General features: G+C 50.0%; 18 protein-coding genes. 14 read left to right on the top strand and 4 right to left on the bottom strand.

Going from position 1 to position 15,683, the window contains the following annotated elements; genetic code table 11:
- The 6 genes from JJU14_RS14445 to JJU14_RS14420 all read left to right on the top strand — a co-directional run.
- A partial coding sequence (locus JJU14_RS14445) for a sulfite exporter TauE/SafE family protein (RefSeq protein WP_228614410.1) occupies positions 1-614 on the top strand: 614 nt, incomplete at its 5' end.
- Positions 615-629: 15 nt separating this feature from the next.
- Complete coding sequence (locus JJU14_RS14440; RefSeq protein ID WP_228614408.1) at positions 630-1,031, top strand: rhodanese-like domain-containing protein; 402 nt, start codon at positions 630-632, stop codon at positions 1,029-1,031.
- A gap of 9 nt (positions 1,032-1,040) precedes the next feature.
- Complete coding sequence (locus JJU14_RS14435) at positions 1,041-1,442, top strand: YeeE/YedE thiosulfate transporter family protein (protein ID WP_228614406.1); 402 nt, start codon at positions 1,041-1,043, stop codon at positions 1,440-1,442.
- A gap of 10 nt (positions 1,443-1,452) precedes the next feature.
- Positions 1,453-1,866 carry a DUF6691 family protein gene (locus JJU14_RS14430; protein WP_228614404.1) on the top strand — a complete coding sequence of 138 codons (414 nt, stop codon included), beginning with the start codon at positions 1,453-1,455 and terminating at the stop codon, positions 1,864-1,866.
- Positions 1,867-1,943: 77 nt separating this feature from the next.
- Complete coding sequence (locus JJU14_RS14425) at positions 1,944-3,113, top strand: cation diffusion facilitator family transporter (RefSeq protein WP_228614403.1); 1,170 nt, start codon at positions 1,944-1,946, stop codon at positions 3,111-3,113.
- Positions 3,114-3,183: 70 nt separating this feature from the next.
- Positions 3,184-4,218, top strand: a complete 1,035-nt coding sequence (locus JJU14_RS14420) for a porin (RefSeq protein WP_228614401.1) — start codon at positions 3,184-3,186, stop codon at positions 4,216-4,218.
- Between the two features lie 13 nt (positions 4,219-4,231).
- Here the strand turns inward: JJU14_RS14420 and JJU14_RS14415 are convergent, their stop codons facing one another.
- Entirely contained in the window at positions 4,232-4,819 is a 588-nt protein-coding gene (locus JJU14_RS14415; protein ID WP_228614400.1) for a hypothetical protein, read from the bottom strand.
- A gap of 136 nt (positions 4,820-4,955) precedes the next feature.
- Here JJU14_RS14415 and JJU14_RS14410 point away from each other — a divergent pair, with 136 nt between their 5' ends.
- The 4 genes from JJU14_RS14410 to JJU14_RS14395 all read left to right on the top strand — a co-directional run bounded on the left by JJU14_RS14410 (position 4,956) and on the right by JJU14_RS14395 (position 8,763).
- Positions 4,956-5,399, top strand: a complete 444-nt coding sequence (locus JJU14_RS14410) for a nucleoside deaminase (RefSeq protein ID WP_228614399.1) — start codon at positions 4,956-4,958, stop codon at positions 5,397-5,399.
- Positions 5,400-5,429: 30 nt separating this feature from the next.
- Positions 5,430-6,215, top strand: coding sequence for a transporter substrate-binding domain-containing protein (locus JJU14_RS14405; RefSeq protein WP_228614397.1), 786 nt, complete (start codon positions 5,430-5,432; stop codon positions 6,213-6,215).
- Positions 6,216-6,320: 105 nt separating this feature from the next.
- Positions 6,321-7,538, top strand: a complete 1,218-nt coding sequence (locus JJU14_RS14400; protein ID WP_228614395.1) for a methyl-accepting chemotaxis protein — start codon at positions 6,321-6,323, stop codon at positions 7,536-7,538.
- 127 nt (positions 7,539-7,665) lie between these two features.
- Positions 7,666-8,763: a DUF3083 family protein gene (locus JJU14_RS14395; protein WP_228614394.1), complete on the top strand. Its 1,098-nt coding sequence runs from the start codon at positions 7,666-7,668 to the stop codon at positions 8,761-8,763.
- 64 nt (positions 8,764-8,827) lie between these two features.
- On the opposite strand, the gene hemN is transcribed toward JJU14_RS14395, so the two are convergent.
- A complete protein-coding gene (hemN, locus tag JJU14_RS14390) occupies positions 8,828-10,186 on the bottom strand; it encodes an oxygen-independent coproporphyrinogen III oxidase (RefSeq protein ID WP_228614392.1) in 1,359 nt (452 codons plus the stop codon).
- 205 nt (positions 10,187-10,391) lie between these two features.
- On the opposite strand from hemN, the gene JJU14_RS14385 reads away from it, so the two are divergent.
- A complete protein-coding gene (locus tag JJU14_RS14385; RefSeq protein WP_228614391.1) occupies positions 10,392-10,571 on the top strand; it encodes a hypothetical protein in 180 nt (59 codons plus the stop codon).
- An 80-nt stretch (positions 10,572-10,651) separates the two neighbouring features.
- Here JJU14_RS14385 and JJU14_RS14380 read toward each other — a convergent pair whose 3' ends face one another.
- Entirely contained in the window at positions 10,652-11,815 is a 1,164-nt protein-coding gene (locus tag JJU14_RS14380) for an AI-2E family transporter (protein WP_228614389.1), read from the bottom strand.
- A gap of 66 nt (positions 11,816-11,881) precedes the next feature.
- On the bottom strand, positions 11,882-13,099 hold the full coding sequence (locus tag JJU14_RS14375) for an FAD-dependent oxidoreductase (protein WP_228614388.1): 1,218 nt from the start codon (positions 13,097-13,099) through the stop codon (positions 11,882-11,884).
- A gap of 326 nt (positions 13,100-13,425) precedes the next feature.
- On the opposite strand from JJU14_RS14375, the gene JJU14_RS14370 reads away from it, so the two are divergent.
- The 3 genes from JJU14_RS14370 (at position 13,426) to JJU14_RS14360 (ending at position 15,524) form a co-directional block, all read left to right on the top strand.
- Entirely contained in the window at positions 13,426-13,773 is a 348-nt protein-coding gene (locus JJU14_RS14370; protein WP_228614386.1) for a hypothetical protein, read from the top strand.
- Between the two features lie 67 nt (positions 13,774-13,840).
- Positions 13,841-14,698, top strand: a complete 858-nt coding sequence (locus JJU14_RS14365) for a BON domain-containing protein (RefSeq protein WP_228614385.1) — start codon at positions 13,841-13,843, stop codon at positions 14,696-14,698.
- A 118-nt stretch (positions 14,699-14,816) separates the two neighbouring features.
- Entirely contained in the window at positions 14,817-15,524 is a 708-nt protein-coding gene (locus JJU14_RS14360; protein WP_228614382.1) for a GGDEF domain-containing protein, read from the top strand.
- The last annotated feature ends 159 nt before the right edge of the window (positions 15,525-15,683 follow it).

Here is a 15,683-nt window from a genome sequence, read left to right as displayed (position 1 = left end):
TTATCGTCGCAGCCATCAGTGCTTTTGGCTCTTTTCACAATGGTTTTAAGCGACTAATCAGCTGGCGTCATGTCTTTTGGTTTGGTATCCCGGGCATGTTTGGCACCTATCTGGGGGCATGGGCGGGGACTATGGTCGACAGCCGTTGGCAGTTGCTGGTGTTTGCCCTCTTGATGATCGTAGCTGCTGTCTTTATGTGGCGCAGCCAATTAAAAGATACCGCGAACCAACTCGCTTTTAACAAGCCAAAAGTCTTGGCTGATGGTCTGATCGTAGGTGCGGTCACTGGTTTTGTCGGTGTCGGTGGTGGCTTTCTCATCGTGCCGGCGTTGGTGCTTATGGGCGGCTTGCCTATCGTAATCGGGGTGGCGACCAGCCTGGTGGTGATCGCCTTAAAATCCTTTGTTGGCTTTGCCAAATACTATGTAGTCTTTACCAGCCAGGGGTTGAGTTTTGATTGGAGCGTCATTGCTCTTATGATCGTGGCAGGTATTGCCGGCAGTTATTTAGGTGCCTGGATTGGCCGCCGTTTACCGAAAGAAAAACTGCAGAAGGGTTTTGCGATATTTTTAGCCGTTATGGCAGTTGTTGTCGTAACTCAATCCGTTATATAGCAATTGGAGACACAGATGAAAACAGCACAACAATTGGTAGCAGAAGTAAAAGCCAGCATCCAGGAAGTCGACCTTGAACAACTGTCAGATTACCTGAAAACACATCCTGAACCCAGATTGATTGATGTACGTGAGCCAGCAGAGTTTGCTCAGGGCCATATTGCAGGTGCGGTGAATTATCCCCGAGGCGTGCTGGAAATGCAGTTGGCCAACCACCCAGCCGTCGCCGCCAGTGGTTGTGCTGCAGACGTTGCCCTGGAACAATTGGCTGCCGAACCACTCTATTTAATTTGTCGCTCTGGTGCACGTTCCGCCCTGGCAACGGAATCTCTGCAACGCATGGGATTTTCAAAGGTTTACTCGGTTGCTCCGGGCATGCAGGGCTGGCTAGATGCAAAGCTCCCTATCGTGAAGTAAGAGGTGATCATGGAAAACTTTACCCCACTATCCGCTTTGATTGGTGGCACCTTCATTGGCTTGGGAGCCTTGTTGCTGATGGCCGCTCTTGGCAGAATTGCGGGAATTTCCGGCATTGCCAGTCAGGCGATTTTCCAAAAACAGGACCGCAGCTGGCGTCTGGCTTTTGTCGCCGGATTGCTGCTGGGACCTTTGTTGGTGACACTCGTCATCAAGGACTTTAGTTTCAGTACCCCCGAGCTAGGCCCAAGAACCATCATAGCCGGTTTGCTGGTCGGGCTGGGTACGGCCTGGGGCAGTGGCTGCACCTCTGGTCACGGTGTCTGTGGCATTGGCCGTTTTTCGCTTCGATCTATCACCGCCACGCTTATTTTTATGGCTGTTGGCGTTCTCGTCGCCAGCTTGTTTTAAGGAGTAGTCCATGCAAATCATCATCGCTTTTGTCGCCGGTTTGTTGATGTCCATCGGCATCGCTGTCTCCATGATGATAGATCCTGCCAAAGTACTGGCCTTTTTGGACCTGTCCGGTAATTGGGACCCCAGTTTAGCCCTGGTGATGGCCGCAGCGCTGGCTGTTTACAGCGTTGGTTTTCACCTGGTGCGTGGCAAACCTGCGCCTTTACTGGCGGAGAAGTTTCAACTGCCAAGCGTCACCAAGCTCGATAAACCTATCTTGATTGGTGCGGCTGTTTTTGGTCTTGGCTGGGGCCTGGTCGGTTATTGCCCTGGACCGGCGTTAGCTGCTTTAAGTGCAGGCAGCCCTGCCACTTTGGTTTTTGTGCTGGCCATGATAGCTGGCTGGTACCTGGCAAGACGATGGCCATTGCCCCATTAGTACTTGCGGTTCATCTTGACGTCAGACGCATCAGTAGCTAACACTGGAAGCATCGGTCTCTGCAGCGGCTACATGACATGAAGCACTCGCATTCTGGATTAACAACCCCACAGCTGGATGCAGCTCATGCCAGTCAAGTAACGCTGGTGGGAGCCGCGTTTGATGCCTTGCTTGGCGTAGTAAAAGTCATCACCGGAGTGTTTGGTCACTCTGCCGCCCTGGTGGCCGATGGTATCCACTCACTGTCAGATCTGGCCACCGATGCCGTGGTACTGGTAAGTATCCGCCTGGGCGGGCGGGCCGCCGATACCAGTCATCCTTTTGGTCATCGCCGTATTGAAACACTGGGTACTGTATTGCTTGGCTTCATTCTGCTGGCGGTCGCTTTCAGTCTGCTGTGGCAAAACAGCGTCACCTTGTTGCATGCACAAATAAGCCAAACACCAACCTGGCCGGTGCTGCTGGTTGCCGCCTTGTCCTGGTTAGTAAAAGAGGGTTTGTACTGGTACACCATCAAAGCAGCCCGGGCAATGAATTCAGATTTGCTTAGTGCCAATGCCTGGCATAGCCGTAGCGATGCTTTTTCGTCCATCGTGGTACTAATGGGTGCTGGCGGCGCCATGTTGGGATTTTGGTGGCTGGATGCAGTGGCGGCCCTGTTGGTCGCTGTACTGATTGGAGCCATTAGCCTGCAGCTGTTAAAGCGCAGCCTGGCCGAATTAATTGATACCGCCGTGCCAGAGCCACAGCAACAAAGCTATCGCCAGCATATTTTGCAAACCCAAGGCATTCTGGCGGTGAATGCTCTGCGCAGTCGCACCAGTGGCGGCAAAGTACTGCTGGAGCTAAAGCTGGAAGTCGCACCGCGGCTCAGTGCCTCCGAAGCGCATTGGCTAGGTACCCAGGTGAAACAACAACTGCAGCAGCAGTTTCCGGAAATCGGTGACATCCTGGTGCACATCAATAGTCCGGCGATAGAAACCCCTGCCGCTGAGCAAACACAACATATTCGACCTGCTTTGTCTGACGCTATTCGTCAGTTGCTGCTTTTTTACCAACTTGATGCTGATGATTTTGAACTGAACCTGTATTATCAAGAGCCGATTCGAGCCAATATTTTGCTTAGTAGCAAAGCACAGTCATTGTTTGATAGCGTTAGCTACAGCGAACTAGTGCAACAACTGCAGCAGCTGTGGCCACCAGCAAGAAACTTGCAGATCCATTTTTATCTGGCAAAAACGGATTAGCGCCTGTTTTTACTTTTATTTCCATAGCCAGGCAACTACCATTATGACCAAAATATGACGGATATTCCTAATGAAAAAACACCTTTTCCTATGCAGCCTGACAGCCAGTAGTACCCTGCTGCTAGCCCCTGTGCAAGCCACTGAGTTTGGCATCTACGGCCGGGCTCATCTGTCGGTCGATCAGCTGGACAATGGCAACAACAGTGGCCTGAATGTTTCCAGCAATGCCAGCCGCTTCGGCATCCGCGGCTCACAACAAGTGCAGGACAACCTGAAAGTGTTGTTGCAAATTGAAAGCCTTATTCGCCTTGATGAAGGCAGTGGCGACTGGGCTTCCCGTAACAGCTTTTTGGGCTTGCAAGGTGATTTTGGCTTAGTACGGGCAGGCTTTTTTGATACGCCGCTGAAAAATGTCCGTAGCCGGACCGATTTATTTGGCGATCAGGTTGGGGATGCCCGTAATATTGTGCGCGGTGGCGGGGTTGATTTGGATCGGCGCTTTCGAAATGGCTTGCACTATCAGACACCGGCCATGCAGAACATCACACTGGATTTGCATTACTCACCCAATGATCGCACAGGCGCAACAAGCGACAACAAAGACGATGCCATCAGTAGCTCGGTGACTTTTGATAACAAAGAGCTGATGCTAATGCTGGCCTACGAACGGCGCAACCGACTAGACAATACCGCACTGAGCGGGTTTCGTGCTGGCGCCAGTTATCGTCTGAACGAGCAGTGGCGCCTGACTGCCTTTTGGCAAAACAGTGAAAATTTCGGTGGTGGCAACAGAGATGCTTACGGCATCGGGGCTGCTTATCGTATCAATGACGCCTACAGCGTGAAAGCCCAGCTTTACCATGCTGGTAACGCCGATGCCGACAACAGCAGTGCCACCATGCTGGCATTGGGGCTAGACCGGCGCTTTGGCCGCCAGCTCACGCTTTATGCAGCAGCGGCCTTCACCAACAACGCCGACAATGCCAACTTTAATGTATCGGCCGGTGGCGGCCATGGCAAATCGCTGGCTATCGAGCCCGGTCAGGATCCCTATGCTCTGTCGTTGGGCGTGATTTACAACTTTTCCGCCAATTTCGGCAGCTAACTAGCAAAGCCGTTTATTCATGCCCCCAGGGTGCTGGGGGCAGTTTATCCAACGGTTTGCTTAGATCAAAATCCAGCCGCCAGGTCCAGTTATCGCCACTGTCTCCACTAAAAGTGCCGTAGGTATAGCGTTCACCTGGTACTATTTCAATACGCCAGCCCAGCGCCGAACCATCCTCAGCGGTGCGCTCGGTAAATAAAAATTGCTGTTGCTCGGGCGTGCCGCGTCCGATAGACAAACCGCCGTACATGGTATTGCTTTCATCCGGTTCGCCGCTACTCAAGCGGTGATCGTGCCGTAACTCCAGCTTGCCATCCTGCCAAGTATAGCGCCAGGTTCGTGAGCGATCCCAGCTGCCATCGACAGCACCGATATGAAATGGCAGTGCCAGCAGCTCGCTGGAGCACTCGCGAAAGTGCACAATCAATCGCTCATTGCCTGCCAGCAAATCTGGCCTATCGTCCCGGGCTATCACCCGCCGGCCTTCATAAGCCTGGCCACAATGCTGTGCCATATTCAACCAAAACTGTGCAGCCGCTTCATTCTGTGTTGCCACCGCTGGTGTCACAACACCCATCACCAATGCCACTAGCCATTCCATTTGTCTTTACCCTATTCTGCCAACTCTTGCTTAGCTGCAATCTAGCACAGCATATGGTGCAACAAAACTGCACTCGCAGCAAAACAAGAAAGCAACTATGCTAAATAATCCCTAATCAGAAACAGCCGGAGTAACTATGCCCGATCCTTTTATGCAAGCAGCCATCGAAGAAGCCAAAAAAGGGTTAGCTGAAGGTGGCATACCTATTGGCTCTGTGCTGGTGATAGATGGCAAAATTGTCGGCCGTGGTCATAACCAGCGCGTACAGCAAGGCAGCGCCATCTTGCATGCCGAAATGCATTGCCTGGAGCAAGCCGGCCGTTTATCGCCCTCAGACTACAAAAAAGCCACGCTGTATTCGACCTTATCACCCTGCGATATGTGCAGTGGTACTGCTTTATTGTATGGCATCCCAACTATTGTTGTAGGTGAAAACAAAACCTTTCAAGGCCCAGAGGATTATGTTCGTAGCCGCGGGGTAAAACTGACGATTTTACAGGATGCAGAATGCATCCAACTGATGGAAGACTTTATTGCCTGCTCACCGGAACTATGGTACGAAGATATAGGCAAGGAATGAATTAGCTTTCGCTGTAAAAAGGAATCGATCATGCAGTCTGTTGTGATAACTGCGTTAATTGTCTGGATGCTTTTTTTCAATCAGCTGTTTGCAAAAACTCTGGTGCGTGTGGGAGGCTATCAGTTTCCTCCCTACATTGAGTTGGAACATGGGCTGGCCAAAGGCTTTACCGTGGAGCTCATCCGACAACTAAACCAGATGCAACAAGACTACCACTTTGAGCTGGTGCTCACCACACCGATTCGCCGACATCAGGATTACCAGCAAGGCTTGTTTGATGCGATTTTCTTTGAGGATCCCTATTGGGGCTGGGTGCAACGTGGTATTGCTATCGATAACTCCCCGGCCTTTGCCAAAGATGATGAAGTCTTTATTGCGCTGGCAAGCAACGCCAGCTCACAGCAGTGGTTTGACGATTTGAGCGATAAGACCATAGCCGGTATTCTTGGCTTTCATTATCAAATTGCTAACTACGAAACTGATCCAGACTTGCTGGCGGAAAAGCATTATATGACACTGGTCAGTGATCATCAGGCCAGTATTGAGCTGGTACTGAAACAACGTACAGATACCGCCATCGTTACCCGTTCTTTTTTGCATCAGTACCTGCGCTCTCATCCAGAAAATAGCGAAAAAATCATCATTTCCGATCGGGTTGATCAAAGTTACCACCACCAGTTGCTGATCAATCCAGAGCATGAGCTTGCTATAGCCACCCTGCATCAGTGGGTGCTGCAACTACTGCAACAAGAGCAGCTGAGCCATAAGCTTCATCGTCATGGCCTTACCCTGTTACCCGAAGTGACAGACCACTAGACACCAACCAAAAAAGCGGTCAAAACCTGCGCTGTAACAATAGTCAGAGCTTTTAGGTATGCTATGCTGCTGTTATTGTAAACTAAACTGATGCATGGAAAGACTATGGGGAGTTTTGCCAAAGTGTATAACTTTATTGAACAAACCTTTTTTTATACCCTCACCCGCAAAATTATCGGCAACATTGGGTTCCTGGCGTTTTTCTTTGCCGCAGCTCTGTACCTGGCCTATCCGGCGGATGGAGCCACCACCGGCTGGTGGCTTTTGTTGTTAGTGGGGGCTGCAGCCTTTATTTTTACCATTTTTTATTTGCATCATTTAATCGTCCGCCCGGTGCATGCCTTAGTGTCGGCCTTGCAAGAAACCAATAACAAAGGTACGGATTTACAGCACCGTCTGCCCGCTTTTACGCATGATGAGTTTCGCACCCTGTCCGAGCAGTACAACCAGTTTGTCAGTCAGTTGGGGCAATTGTTGGGCGAAATTCACCAGGAAGCTAAGCGTACGCATGAGACCAATGAGCAGGTGTCTAAAGCAGTGCGTACCACCCGCAGTCACTTGCAGGATACCGAAAAGCGCAGCCATCAGATCCGTGGTGAAAGTGATCAGGTTTTAGAATACCTGGCTGATATTGTGCAGCATGGCGATCAAATGAGTGAGGTAGCCACGGTGACCGTCAGCAGCGCTCAGGGTGCCAGCAGTCAAATGCAGCAACTTTCTGGCCAATTAGCGAGTATTGTCAAACTGCTGGATACCTTTGGTCAAACCATCAATGGTTTGCATCAGAATGCTGAAAATGTACGACAAATTCTGGTGATGGTAGAAAACTTCTCCGACCAAACCAACTTATTGGCGCTGAATGCGGCCATAGAGGCGGCCCGGGCAGGTGAAGCAGGCCGAGGCTTTGCAGTAGTGGCCGATGAAGTCCGCACTTTGGCAGCTAAGGTCAACGATGCCACCCGCCAGATTTCCGGCTTTTTAAATGATATGGAGCGATTGGTGCAGGAAACTCGCACTGAGTCGGAAAGCTTAAACCAGCAGGCTAAACAAGCTCAGCAACAAACCAGTGTCACCAGTAACGAATTTGTTGGTTTGCAACAGCAGCTGGCGGATGCTAAGAACCGTGTGCAAAGCATCAATGACACCGTAGGTGCCCTTGAGAAGCGCTACCAGCAAACGCATCAACATTTATCGGCTATTGAGCACGTCACCAACGAAGCCAATACCCAGATGACATCTATTGATGATGCCGCCAAGGCTTTGCTGGAGGGCACAGCCAGGACCCAGCAGCAACTGGGCCGCTTTGCACGCAAAGGCCAGTAAAGCGAGTCGGCATACTCATGCAGTATGCCGACGGTTATCTTTGTGAAAAATCAGCAAAAATGATAAGTCTGGCTGGCTAAAATTTGCTACAATAGCCGAAATTTAGCACAGCTTTAACGGGGGAGTTATGCCGGTCAGCAGCCAACACAAAGTTTATATTCCAAACAGTTCCAGAGACAATCAGTATCTACTTGCTGAGTTCAGCCTGACGGATGCTATTCTGGCTCGTTTTGGCGCACCTATGGTGGATAGTGCCGAACCTTTCAAAGAGTTTTACTTGCAATTGGGTAAGATTTTCTTTGAATTGGCCGATCAGGCTGGCCTGCGCAATGTGCATCTGATTGCCAATGGTAAAACGCCAGTAGTGCGTTTTCATACCGAAGCCTATACCCTGCAAACCGCCGAGCAAATTCTGTTTTTCTACAACCCGGCCTATCATGAAGCGCAGAACAGCTTCTTTAATCCGGCAGAAAAAGCCCGTAAAGTTTCCCTGCTGTTCCTGGCCACCGATGCCAACATTCGCGCCAACGCTGCTGATTTCCACAACAAAGTCCGCGCCCTATTGCAGCGCTTTAGCGACGAAATCAATAGCCCGGAGCTCAGCATCAAGATGCGGGATCACCAGCATTTAACTTACGACTTATTTGCCAAGCAAAAAGGCGTGAAAGAAAGTTATGGCTACAAGCTACGTTCTCTGGATGCTCGTTACAAGGCGCGCAATTGTGAACTGCCAGAAAAGCACAGCGCCCTGACCTACGCCATAATCAACTTACCACTTAGCCGCTATGTCAAAGAACAGGTGACTATTGATACTAAATCGGATCGGCCTTACACCGCCTTGTACCAGCTGATTCAGGATCAATTTGTTGAGGCAACCAGCTTGAATAAACTGACCCATCGTGCCGTTCTGGCCAACGGTCTATTGCCTCTGGTGCGAAACAGTAAGTTTGACAAAATGAGTACCGGCAAAGAATTGCAGATGATTGGTTTTGATACCAGCGTCAGCGAAGGTCAGCTGATTGCCGACTGGGACGACAGCAACCTGGTGGAATCCGCGCAATTCATTATCTTTGCTACCAAAGACGATTACACCGATATGGGTTATGGTCGCTTTATGAACCAGGTCGAAACTGCTTTGCGTCGTTTTGCCAAAGGGGTGAATCTGAACCCCGAGCGTGATGACTTAGTGGTGCGCTTCCATCAGCACATCAGTTATCACCTGTAACCAACACCTTCTTCACGAAAGCCACCCTTGCGGTGGCTTTTTGTGTGTTACACCACTTTTGGTATTAAACCACTTTGGAATAACGCTGCTGACCTTGTTGCAAATACACATCAAAGGCACTGCAAATGCTCCGCACCCACAACCTGCCCGCCTCTGAAACCTGGATGGTTCCGGGCTTAAGCTCAACCAGGCCATCCTCAATAAACGGCCTGAGCTGTTCCAGACTATCGGCAAAGTAGCTGACAAAATCAAGCTGCCACTTCTTAGCAAAAGCTGCCGTATCCAGTTCAAAGTGGCAAATCAGCTCAGCGATTAATTCAGCACGAATGCAATCGTCTTTGGACAATACAAATCCCTTGGCCAGCGGCAACTGGCCGCTCTCCATGGCCTGGTAATAGTCCGGCAAGTCTTTTTCATGCTGCCACAGCACCCCATCAACCTGGCTAATGGAAGAAACACCAAGGCCCAGCAAGGCATTCTGGCCATGCGTGGTATAGCCCTGAAAATTACGCTGCAACTGCCCTGCCCGCTGCGCCCGTGCCAGGCCATCGCTCGGTTTGGCAAAATGATCCATACCAATAAACTGATAGCCAGCCTCGGTCAGATGGGCAATGCTCATCTGCAGCAACTGCAATTTGCTGCTGGCATCGGGCAAAGACTGCTCGGGCAGTTTGCGCTGGGCGGCAAAGCGTGCTGGTAAGTGCGCATAACTAAACAACGAAATACGATCTGGATCCAAGGCAATCACTTGTTCTATGGTTTGCTGAAACGAAGCTAGCTGCTGATACGGCAAACCATACACCAAATCCAGATTGATCGAGCCAAAACCAAGATCTTTGGAAGCTTGCACCAACTGGCGAATTAAATCGGCATCCTGTACGCGGTTAATAGTGATTTGTACTTGCTGGTCAAAATCCTGCACACCAAAGCTAACCCGGTTAAAACCCAGCTTACGCAAATGCGCCAGTTTTTCCAGGCTGCAGCTACGCGGATCAATTTCAATACTGAGCTCGTCCAGGTCCGAGCAATCAAAGTGCTGCTGAAACATCTGCATCAAACGACTAAGCTGCTGCTCAGTCAAAAAGGTAGGGGTACCGCCGCCCAAATGGATTTGGCCTATCGGCCGGTGTGCCACCAACGGCTGATACATCGCCATCTCCTGCTCCAACGCATCCAGATACCGATCCGCCTTGTGCTGATGGCGGGTAATCACCTTGTTGCAACCGCAGTAGTAGCAAAGCTGATGGCAAAATGGCAAGTGCAAATAAAGGCTTAGCTCGCCACTGGATTGTTGCAGGGTGTCTTGCACGATAGTCGTATCAAAGGGTGCCTGCAACGCCAGTGCTGTCGGGTAGGAGGTATAACGTGGCCCATGAATATTGTACTTGGCGATCAGAGCCGGATCCCAGTGAATGCCTGACATAGTTATTCTCATCGCATGGAAATCAGTGGCTAGTTTAACTTTTCGCCCTAAACGACGCCTTGATCTGCCGCAACAAATGAAGCCGCAACAACAGTGACCATAAGTAACTATGCGCGCTGACGCACCGACAGCAAAGTCACCTCTCCCTATAGTGGATTACCAGCTCACACAATCCTGTGCAAACTGTGAAAACACCGAGGTTACTATGAACCAGAACTTTGAACAAAATAATGCCGAAAAGTTGGCACAAACCAATCAAACCACCAACAACCCTAAAGGTGGCAATAAAGATCAAAAAGACCAAAAAGGTCAAGCATCTACCTTGCCTGGTGGTGATTCGAAAAAACCAAAGCAAGATCAACAAAAAACATCTAAAAATCAATAAAACTACCAAGTAAAAATGAACTGCCGGTATCCATCGGATACCGGCGCATTAGAAATCAGCGAATGCCCTATTGTTGAGTATTATGGTTTCACCTCCTGGCTACTAAAAGCATGCTGCAAGCTAGCTTTGATCTCACCCCATATAGCGACAAAAAAAGCCGTTAGGGGAACCGCCAATACCATACCAATGATACCGCCCAGCACCGAGCCCCAAAAGAACAACGAAATCACCACCAGTGCGGGATGCAACCCTGATCGGTTGGCCATAATTTTCGGAGTCAAAATCCAACTTTCAATAACTTGTACTATCGCAAATACCACTCCGGCCAACACCATCAACTCAATACCACCTCCCGATTGCAAATAAGCCATTGGCAGGATCACAACTAAACCGATCAGGGTGCCCAGAAAGGGGATGATATTGAGCAGCCCTAACACCACCCCTGCCAGCACTCCGTATTCCAGCCCCAGCATGGAAAAACTGATGGCATACAAGATCCCCATGCAGACAGCGATTATCAGCTGGCCTTGAAAGAAGGCTGTCACGAAGCCTACAAACACATCGATGAAATACAACATTTTCTGCTGAGTAGGCTGGTGAAAAACGGAAAATAGTTCAGCGGCCTTCTTTCGGAGTCCATCACCGGAAAGCAAAGCGAAAAACAGAAAAAGTGGCACAAAGCCGATGCCAGCCAAGATCCCCAGATAAGACAGAATAGTCTTACCCGATTCATCCCACCCCGGTAAAATAGATTCAAACTCCTTATCACTGCCGTTTTGAAAACGAGCAGAAATCATAGTGCTAAGCTCAGGAAAATGCAGAGAAAAATGCTCATGCCAACGTATCATGGTGTCGGGTAATGAACTCATTAACTGCACGGCCTGACTCACAAGAGTAGGCACCAGAAATACAATCAGGCTGCCAATAGCCATAAAGAAGACTAGCAGCACCACAGCAATAGCCAGTAAGCGGGGGAAGTGAAGGTAGCACTGCTGCAACTGCACCAGAGGATAAAGCACCAATGCCAGTATACCAGCCAAAGACAGCGACAATAGCAGGTTGTAAAATACACCTAACAGCCGACCGAATGACCACAAAGTGACTCCAATCAGCATGGTCATTACAACCAGTGACAACAGTACAGCCGTGTAGCGGAATAAACGAAGTTCAAACGTGTTGAACAACGGCGGACCTGAGCGTAACGCCACCGCTTCAACGCTGGTATGCTTCATATTGTCAGGCATGACGACCTCCACTGATGACTGAGCGCATACCTACACCCAAATAACTTCATGATCTGCACCTACTCATTACTTCGCTCCCAATCGGCTAAAAGAGAACAACTCGGACAATGGGTGTGCTCTATTTTCAATGTGGGCGCGCAGTAATCCGGCGCCGAGCATACTGTAGGTAATGCCATTGCCACCATAGGCCAGAGCAAATAACACCCGGGGGCCATAGTGCGGATGCGGGCCAAACAGCGGCAAACCGTCGATGGTTTCGGCAAAGGTACCAGCCCAGGCGAAGGCAGGTTTTGCCTGCAACTGAGGAAATAAGCGAGTGACCTTACGCTGCAGCTTTGCCGCCTTTCGCTCGACCATCCTGTCCCGGCGCGATGGGATATCGTGTTCGTCGTCTTCCCCCCCCACCAACAATCGCCCATCGCCAGTACTGCGAAGATAAATATACGGCCTGGAAGATTCCCATAACATGGTATGAGCCAACCAACTCAGCTCCCGCTTATCTAACGGATCCGTAATATAAGCGTAACTACTACGATTTTTTGCGACACTCTGCTTTAACCAGGTTTGCGCTTCATAGCCATTCGCTATCACCAGATGCTTAGCTCTGACCGTTCGTCCATTCTCAATACTCAGCTGGACCGAATGGTCGCTCACCTTGATCGACTCCACCAGTGTGCGATCAAAAACACGCGTGCCTTGTTGCTGCATCTGGCGCAACAACCGGGATGCCAGTCTGTACGGGTCAACACGGGCAGCTACAGTACTGAGTATCGCCGCAGGTGCAGTCAGTTGATACTCATCTTTAAGCGCTTTGCGGCTTAACCAGCGAACCGGAAAACCATGGTTTTCCCGCCAGGCGAATTCCTCCGCCAGTCGCAGGCGATCCACGCGATTGCTCGCGTAGTACAGGCTTTTACAGTTAGCAAAATCCACATTGCCGACCTGATGGGCTAATGCTTCGATTTCACTGATCGCGTGTAAACATGATTGATAAGCCAGCTTCGCTGAGGCCTGATCGTATCGCTTGGCGATATCTGTTGCATGCGTATCAATTTCGTACTGCAGTAAGGCTGTACTGGCGGATGTACTGCCCCAACAAACATCGCGTTTTTCGAGCACAACAACATCAAAACTATGACTAGCCAATTCATTCGCAATTAAAGCACCAGTAATGCCTGCACCTATCACCGCCACGTCGCAAGACAAGTCGGCATCCAGCTGCGGAAACGCATACATCAGACCATTCTTGACTGCCCAAAAAGGATAACCACTCTTCAAATCCACCGTAAACTCCTGATTGGTTATCTAAAATGTACCAGCAGAAGAAGCACCCAAAATGCACATGCCTGAAAACTGAAGCGACCAAATAGCTTTGTCACTTACTCTTGCAGCAAGGCTGTTGCTCAGTCACAAGGTTATGAAAAGAGATCAGCCACGTCCGTTCGTTACCACACGAAGCTAATCAGTATTTCCATAGTTTAAATTGAAGGTACGCTAGCACATGCTTATCCCCTATGCGCGCTGACGCACCGACACAAATTCAGTTTCGTTCTATGGTATCTAACCAGTCTGCACACTTATGTGCGGATTGAGTGAACACTGAGGTTTGTATGAACCAGAACACAAAAGGCAATAATCCCGGCAAGAATGAGCCGATGGGCCAAGGCAAAACCAGCACCAATGCCAATAGCAAGAACGCGACCAATGCAGCGCCGCCTCCTAAAACTGCTACGGATAAAAAAGAGCCAGCAAACGCCTTGCCTGGTACCAAAGTTAAATGGCCACAACAGGTCAAAGCAGCCAAGAGCCAATGGGGCAAACTCAGCGAAGCCGAACTGCTCAAAAGTGATGGTGATGCCGAGCAACTATCACGCTTAGTTCAGCAGCGTTACAACATGGCGCCAGACGTTGCAAACAACCAGGTGAAGAGCTTTCTAAACCGAAGCTCAAACGCCTAATCCTCTTGGGTCGGTACAGACTGTGCTGTACCGGCACAACCCGCTATAGCCATAAAAGGAAATGAACATGAACATTCTTACTAAGAAGCTGCTATTGGCAACGGCTATCACGCTGGCACTTGGCAGCAGCCAGGCAATGGCAAGCGAAAGCATGGCGGCAAAAGAGCAAGGCAGCTCGCTCACCAATGCCCGCCAGGAAGCCCAGATTGTTACCACCTACACCCTGAACCCTTACTTGCGCAGCCATGATCTGAGTGTAGCGGTACATAATGGCAAAGCCACCTTAACCGGAAAAGTTGAAGACGATGTCCACAAAGAACTGGCCGGTGCTATTGCTGCTGGCGTTCAGGGAGTGAGCAGTGTGGACAACCAAATCACCGTCGATGCCAACTACAAAGCACAAAGCCGCGGTACCAACCCAGCAGAGCGCAGCTTTGGGGATGTGGTGGATGATGCCACCATCACTGCCTCGGTCAAATCAAAGCTGCTATGGAGTAAGCACACTGAAGGCATGGATACCAAGGTAATCACCAAGGATGGCAAGGTTGAGCTAAGTGGCAGCGTGGCTAACCAGCAAGCCAAACAACAAGCAGAGCAACTGGCTAAAAACACAGCTGGCGTTCGCTCGGTAGACAATCAGTTACAAATCAAAGATAAAGCGGCCAGCAAAGCCAGTGACCGCCAAAGCGATACCGACAAAGGCAGTATGATGGCGGATACCTGGATCACCACCAAGGTGAAGTCGACTTATATGTACTCCAGCAATGTCACCAGCTCGGATATTTCTGTAACAACCGACGATGGCATTGTTACCCTGGCTGGCTCTGTCAGCTCAGGCGCTGAAAAAGCCCTGGCAATTGAACTGGCGCAGAACATCCGTGGTGTCAAAAGTGTCAGCTCGAAGCAGCTGGTGTATGAAGAATAAAAGCTTAGATGTTAATAACGTTCGATAGCGAACATAACTGCATCTCCATCTGGAGTAAGCTGCCAATTTCGGCTTACTCCATTCTTTTTCACACCACAGCAGACGAACTGAGGTTATGATGAACGAATCAAAATTTGCCAACCCAGCTGTCTTGCAACTGCAACTGAACCAACTGGCCAGCGACATGGTACACATGCGTTGCGAAGCTGTGGTACAACAAAAGTTCTGGTATCAACAACAGCTTCGGCTGGAGCAAGACAATCAATTGTTATCGCTCGCTTTGCTGCAAAGCGGCGCATTGAATACCAGCACCCAGGCCAGGCTTCAGCAACTAAGCTGCGACAACCAATACGATGCCCTAACTCAAACACTAAACCGCAACATTATGCTGGATCGGATTGGTCATGCCATCAGTATGGCCAAGCGCCAACACAAGCAGTTTGCTTTGCTCTTTATCGATCTGGACAACTTTAAACCAATCAATGATCAACATGGTCACTCCGCTGGTGATGACGCTCTAAAGCAAGTTAGTCAGCGCATACTATCAGCGATACGCAGCAGCGATGCGGTCAGTCGCCATGGTGGCGATGAGTTTTTGGTACTGCTCACCGACGTTAAGAACAGAGCCGATGTCATCGCTTTTACCAGAAAACTGGGCAAAAGTTTAACTCAGCCCTATCAGATCCATGGGCATGAGATTAAGTTATCGGCCAGTATCGGTATTGCCCTTTATCCGGATCATGCCAGTACAGCAGCGACCTTGATCAGCTACGCCGATGCCGGCATGTACAAAGCCAAGCAACAAGGTGGCGGCCGCGCCTGCTAACAGCAAAACATTGTGGTCACTAAGATCGCTGGCGCACCGACCCAGCGATCTTAGGCCGGTAAACTGGATACCAGACAACGACAACCCTGTCGTCGTAGTAGCTAACCGGAGTTATCATGAATAAGCCCACAGAAACCAATAGCGTTCAAAGCACCTTTG

Origin of the sequence: Alkalimonas sp. (genome assembly GCF_020831925.1) — a bacterium.
Taxonomy (GTDB): Bacteria; Pseudomonadota; Gammaproteobacteria; order Enterobacterales; family Alteromonadaceae; genus Alkalimonas.
This window is presented reverse-complemented; position numbering and strand designations above follow the sequence as displayed.

What these genes read in the sequence shown, in the direction of transcription:
- JJU14_RS14400 (WP_228614395.1), top strand. Translation starts at nt 6,321, where the DNA reads ATGGGGAGTTTTGCCAAAGTGTATAACTTTATTGAACAAACCTTTTTT.
- JJU14_RS14370 (WP_228614386.1), top strand. Translation starts at nt 13,426, where the DNA reads ATGAACCAGAACACAAAAGGCAATAATCCCGGCAAGAATGAGCCGATG.
- JJU14_RS14415 (WP_228614400.1), bottom strand. Translation starts at nt 4,819, where the DNA reads ATGGAATGGCTAGTGGCATTGGTGATGGGTGTTGTGACACCAGCGGTG.
- JJU14_RS14410 (WP_228614399.1), top strand. Translation starts at nt 4,956, where the DNA reads ATGCCCGATCCTTTTATGCAAGCAGCCATCGAAGAAGCCAAAAAAGGG.
- JJU14_RS14360 (WP_228614382.1), top strand. Translation starts at nt 14,817, where the DNA reads ATGAACGAATCAAAATTTGCCAACCCAGCTGTCTTGCAACTGCAACTG.
- hemN (WP_228614392.1), bottom strand. Translation starts at nt 10,186, where the DNA reads ATGTCAGGCATTCACTGGGATCCGGCTCTGATCGCCAAGTACAATATT.
- JJU14_RS14420 (WP_228614401.1), top strand. Translation starts at nt 3,184, where the DNA reads ATGAAAAAACACCTTTTCCTATGCAGCCTGACAGCCAGTAGTACCCTG.
- JJU14_RS14440 (WP_228614408.1), top strand. Translation starts at nt 630, where the DNA reads ATGAAAACAGCACAACAATTGGTAGCAGAAGTAAAAGCCAGCATCCAG.
- JJU14_RS14380 (WP_228614389.1), bottom strand. Translation starts at nt 11,815, where the DNA reads ATGCCTGACAATATGAAGCATACCAGCGTTGAAGCGGTGGCGTTACGC.
- JJU14_RS14405 (WP_228614397.1), top strand. Translation starts at nt 5,430, where the DNA reads ATGCAGTCTGTTGTGATAACTGCGTTAATTGTCTGGATGCTTTTTTTC.
- JJU14_RS14385 (WP_228614391.1), top strand. Translation starts at nt 10,392, where the DNA reads ATGAACCAGAACTTTGAACAAAATAATGCCGAAAAGTTGGCACAAACC.
- JJU14_RS14425 (WP_228614403.1), top strand. Translation starts at nt 1,944, where the DNA reads ATGAAGCACTCGCATTCTGGATTAACAACCCCACAGCTGGATGCAGCT.
- JJU14_RS14430 (WP_228614404.1), top strand. Translation starts at nt 1,453, where the DNA reads ATGCAAATCATCATCGCTTTTGTCGCCGGTTTGTTGATGTCCATCGGC.
- JJU14_RS14365 (WP_228614385.1), top strand. Translation starts at nt 13,841, where the DNA reads ATGAACATTCTTACTAAGAAGCTGCTATTGGCAACGGCTATCACGCTG.
- JJU14_RS14435 (WP_228614406.1), top strand. Translation starts at nt 1,041, where the DNA reads ATGGAAAACTTTACCCCACTATCCGCTTTGATTGGTGGCACCTTCATT.
- JJU14_RS14395 (WP_228614394.1), top strand. Translation starts at nt 7,666, where the DNA reads ATGCCGGTCAGCAGCCAACACAAAGTTTATATTCCAAACAGTTCCAGA.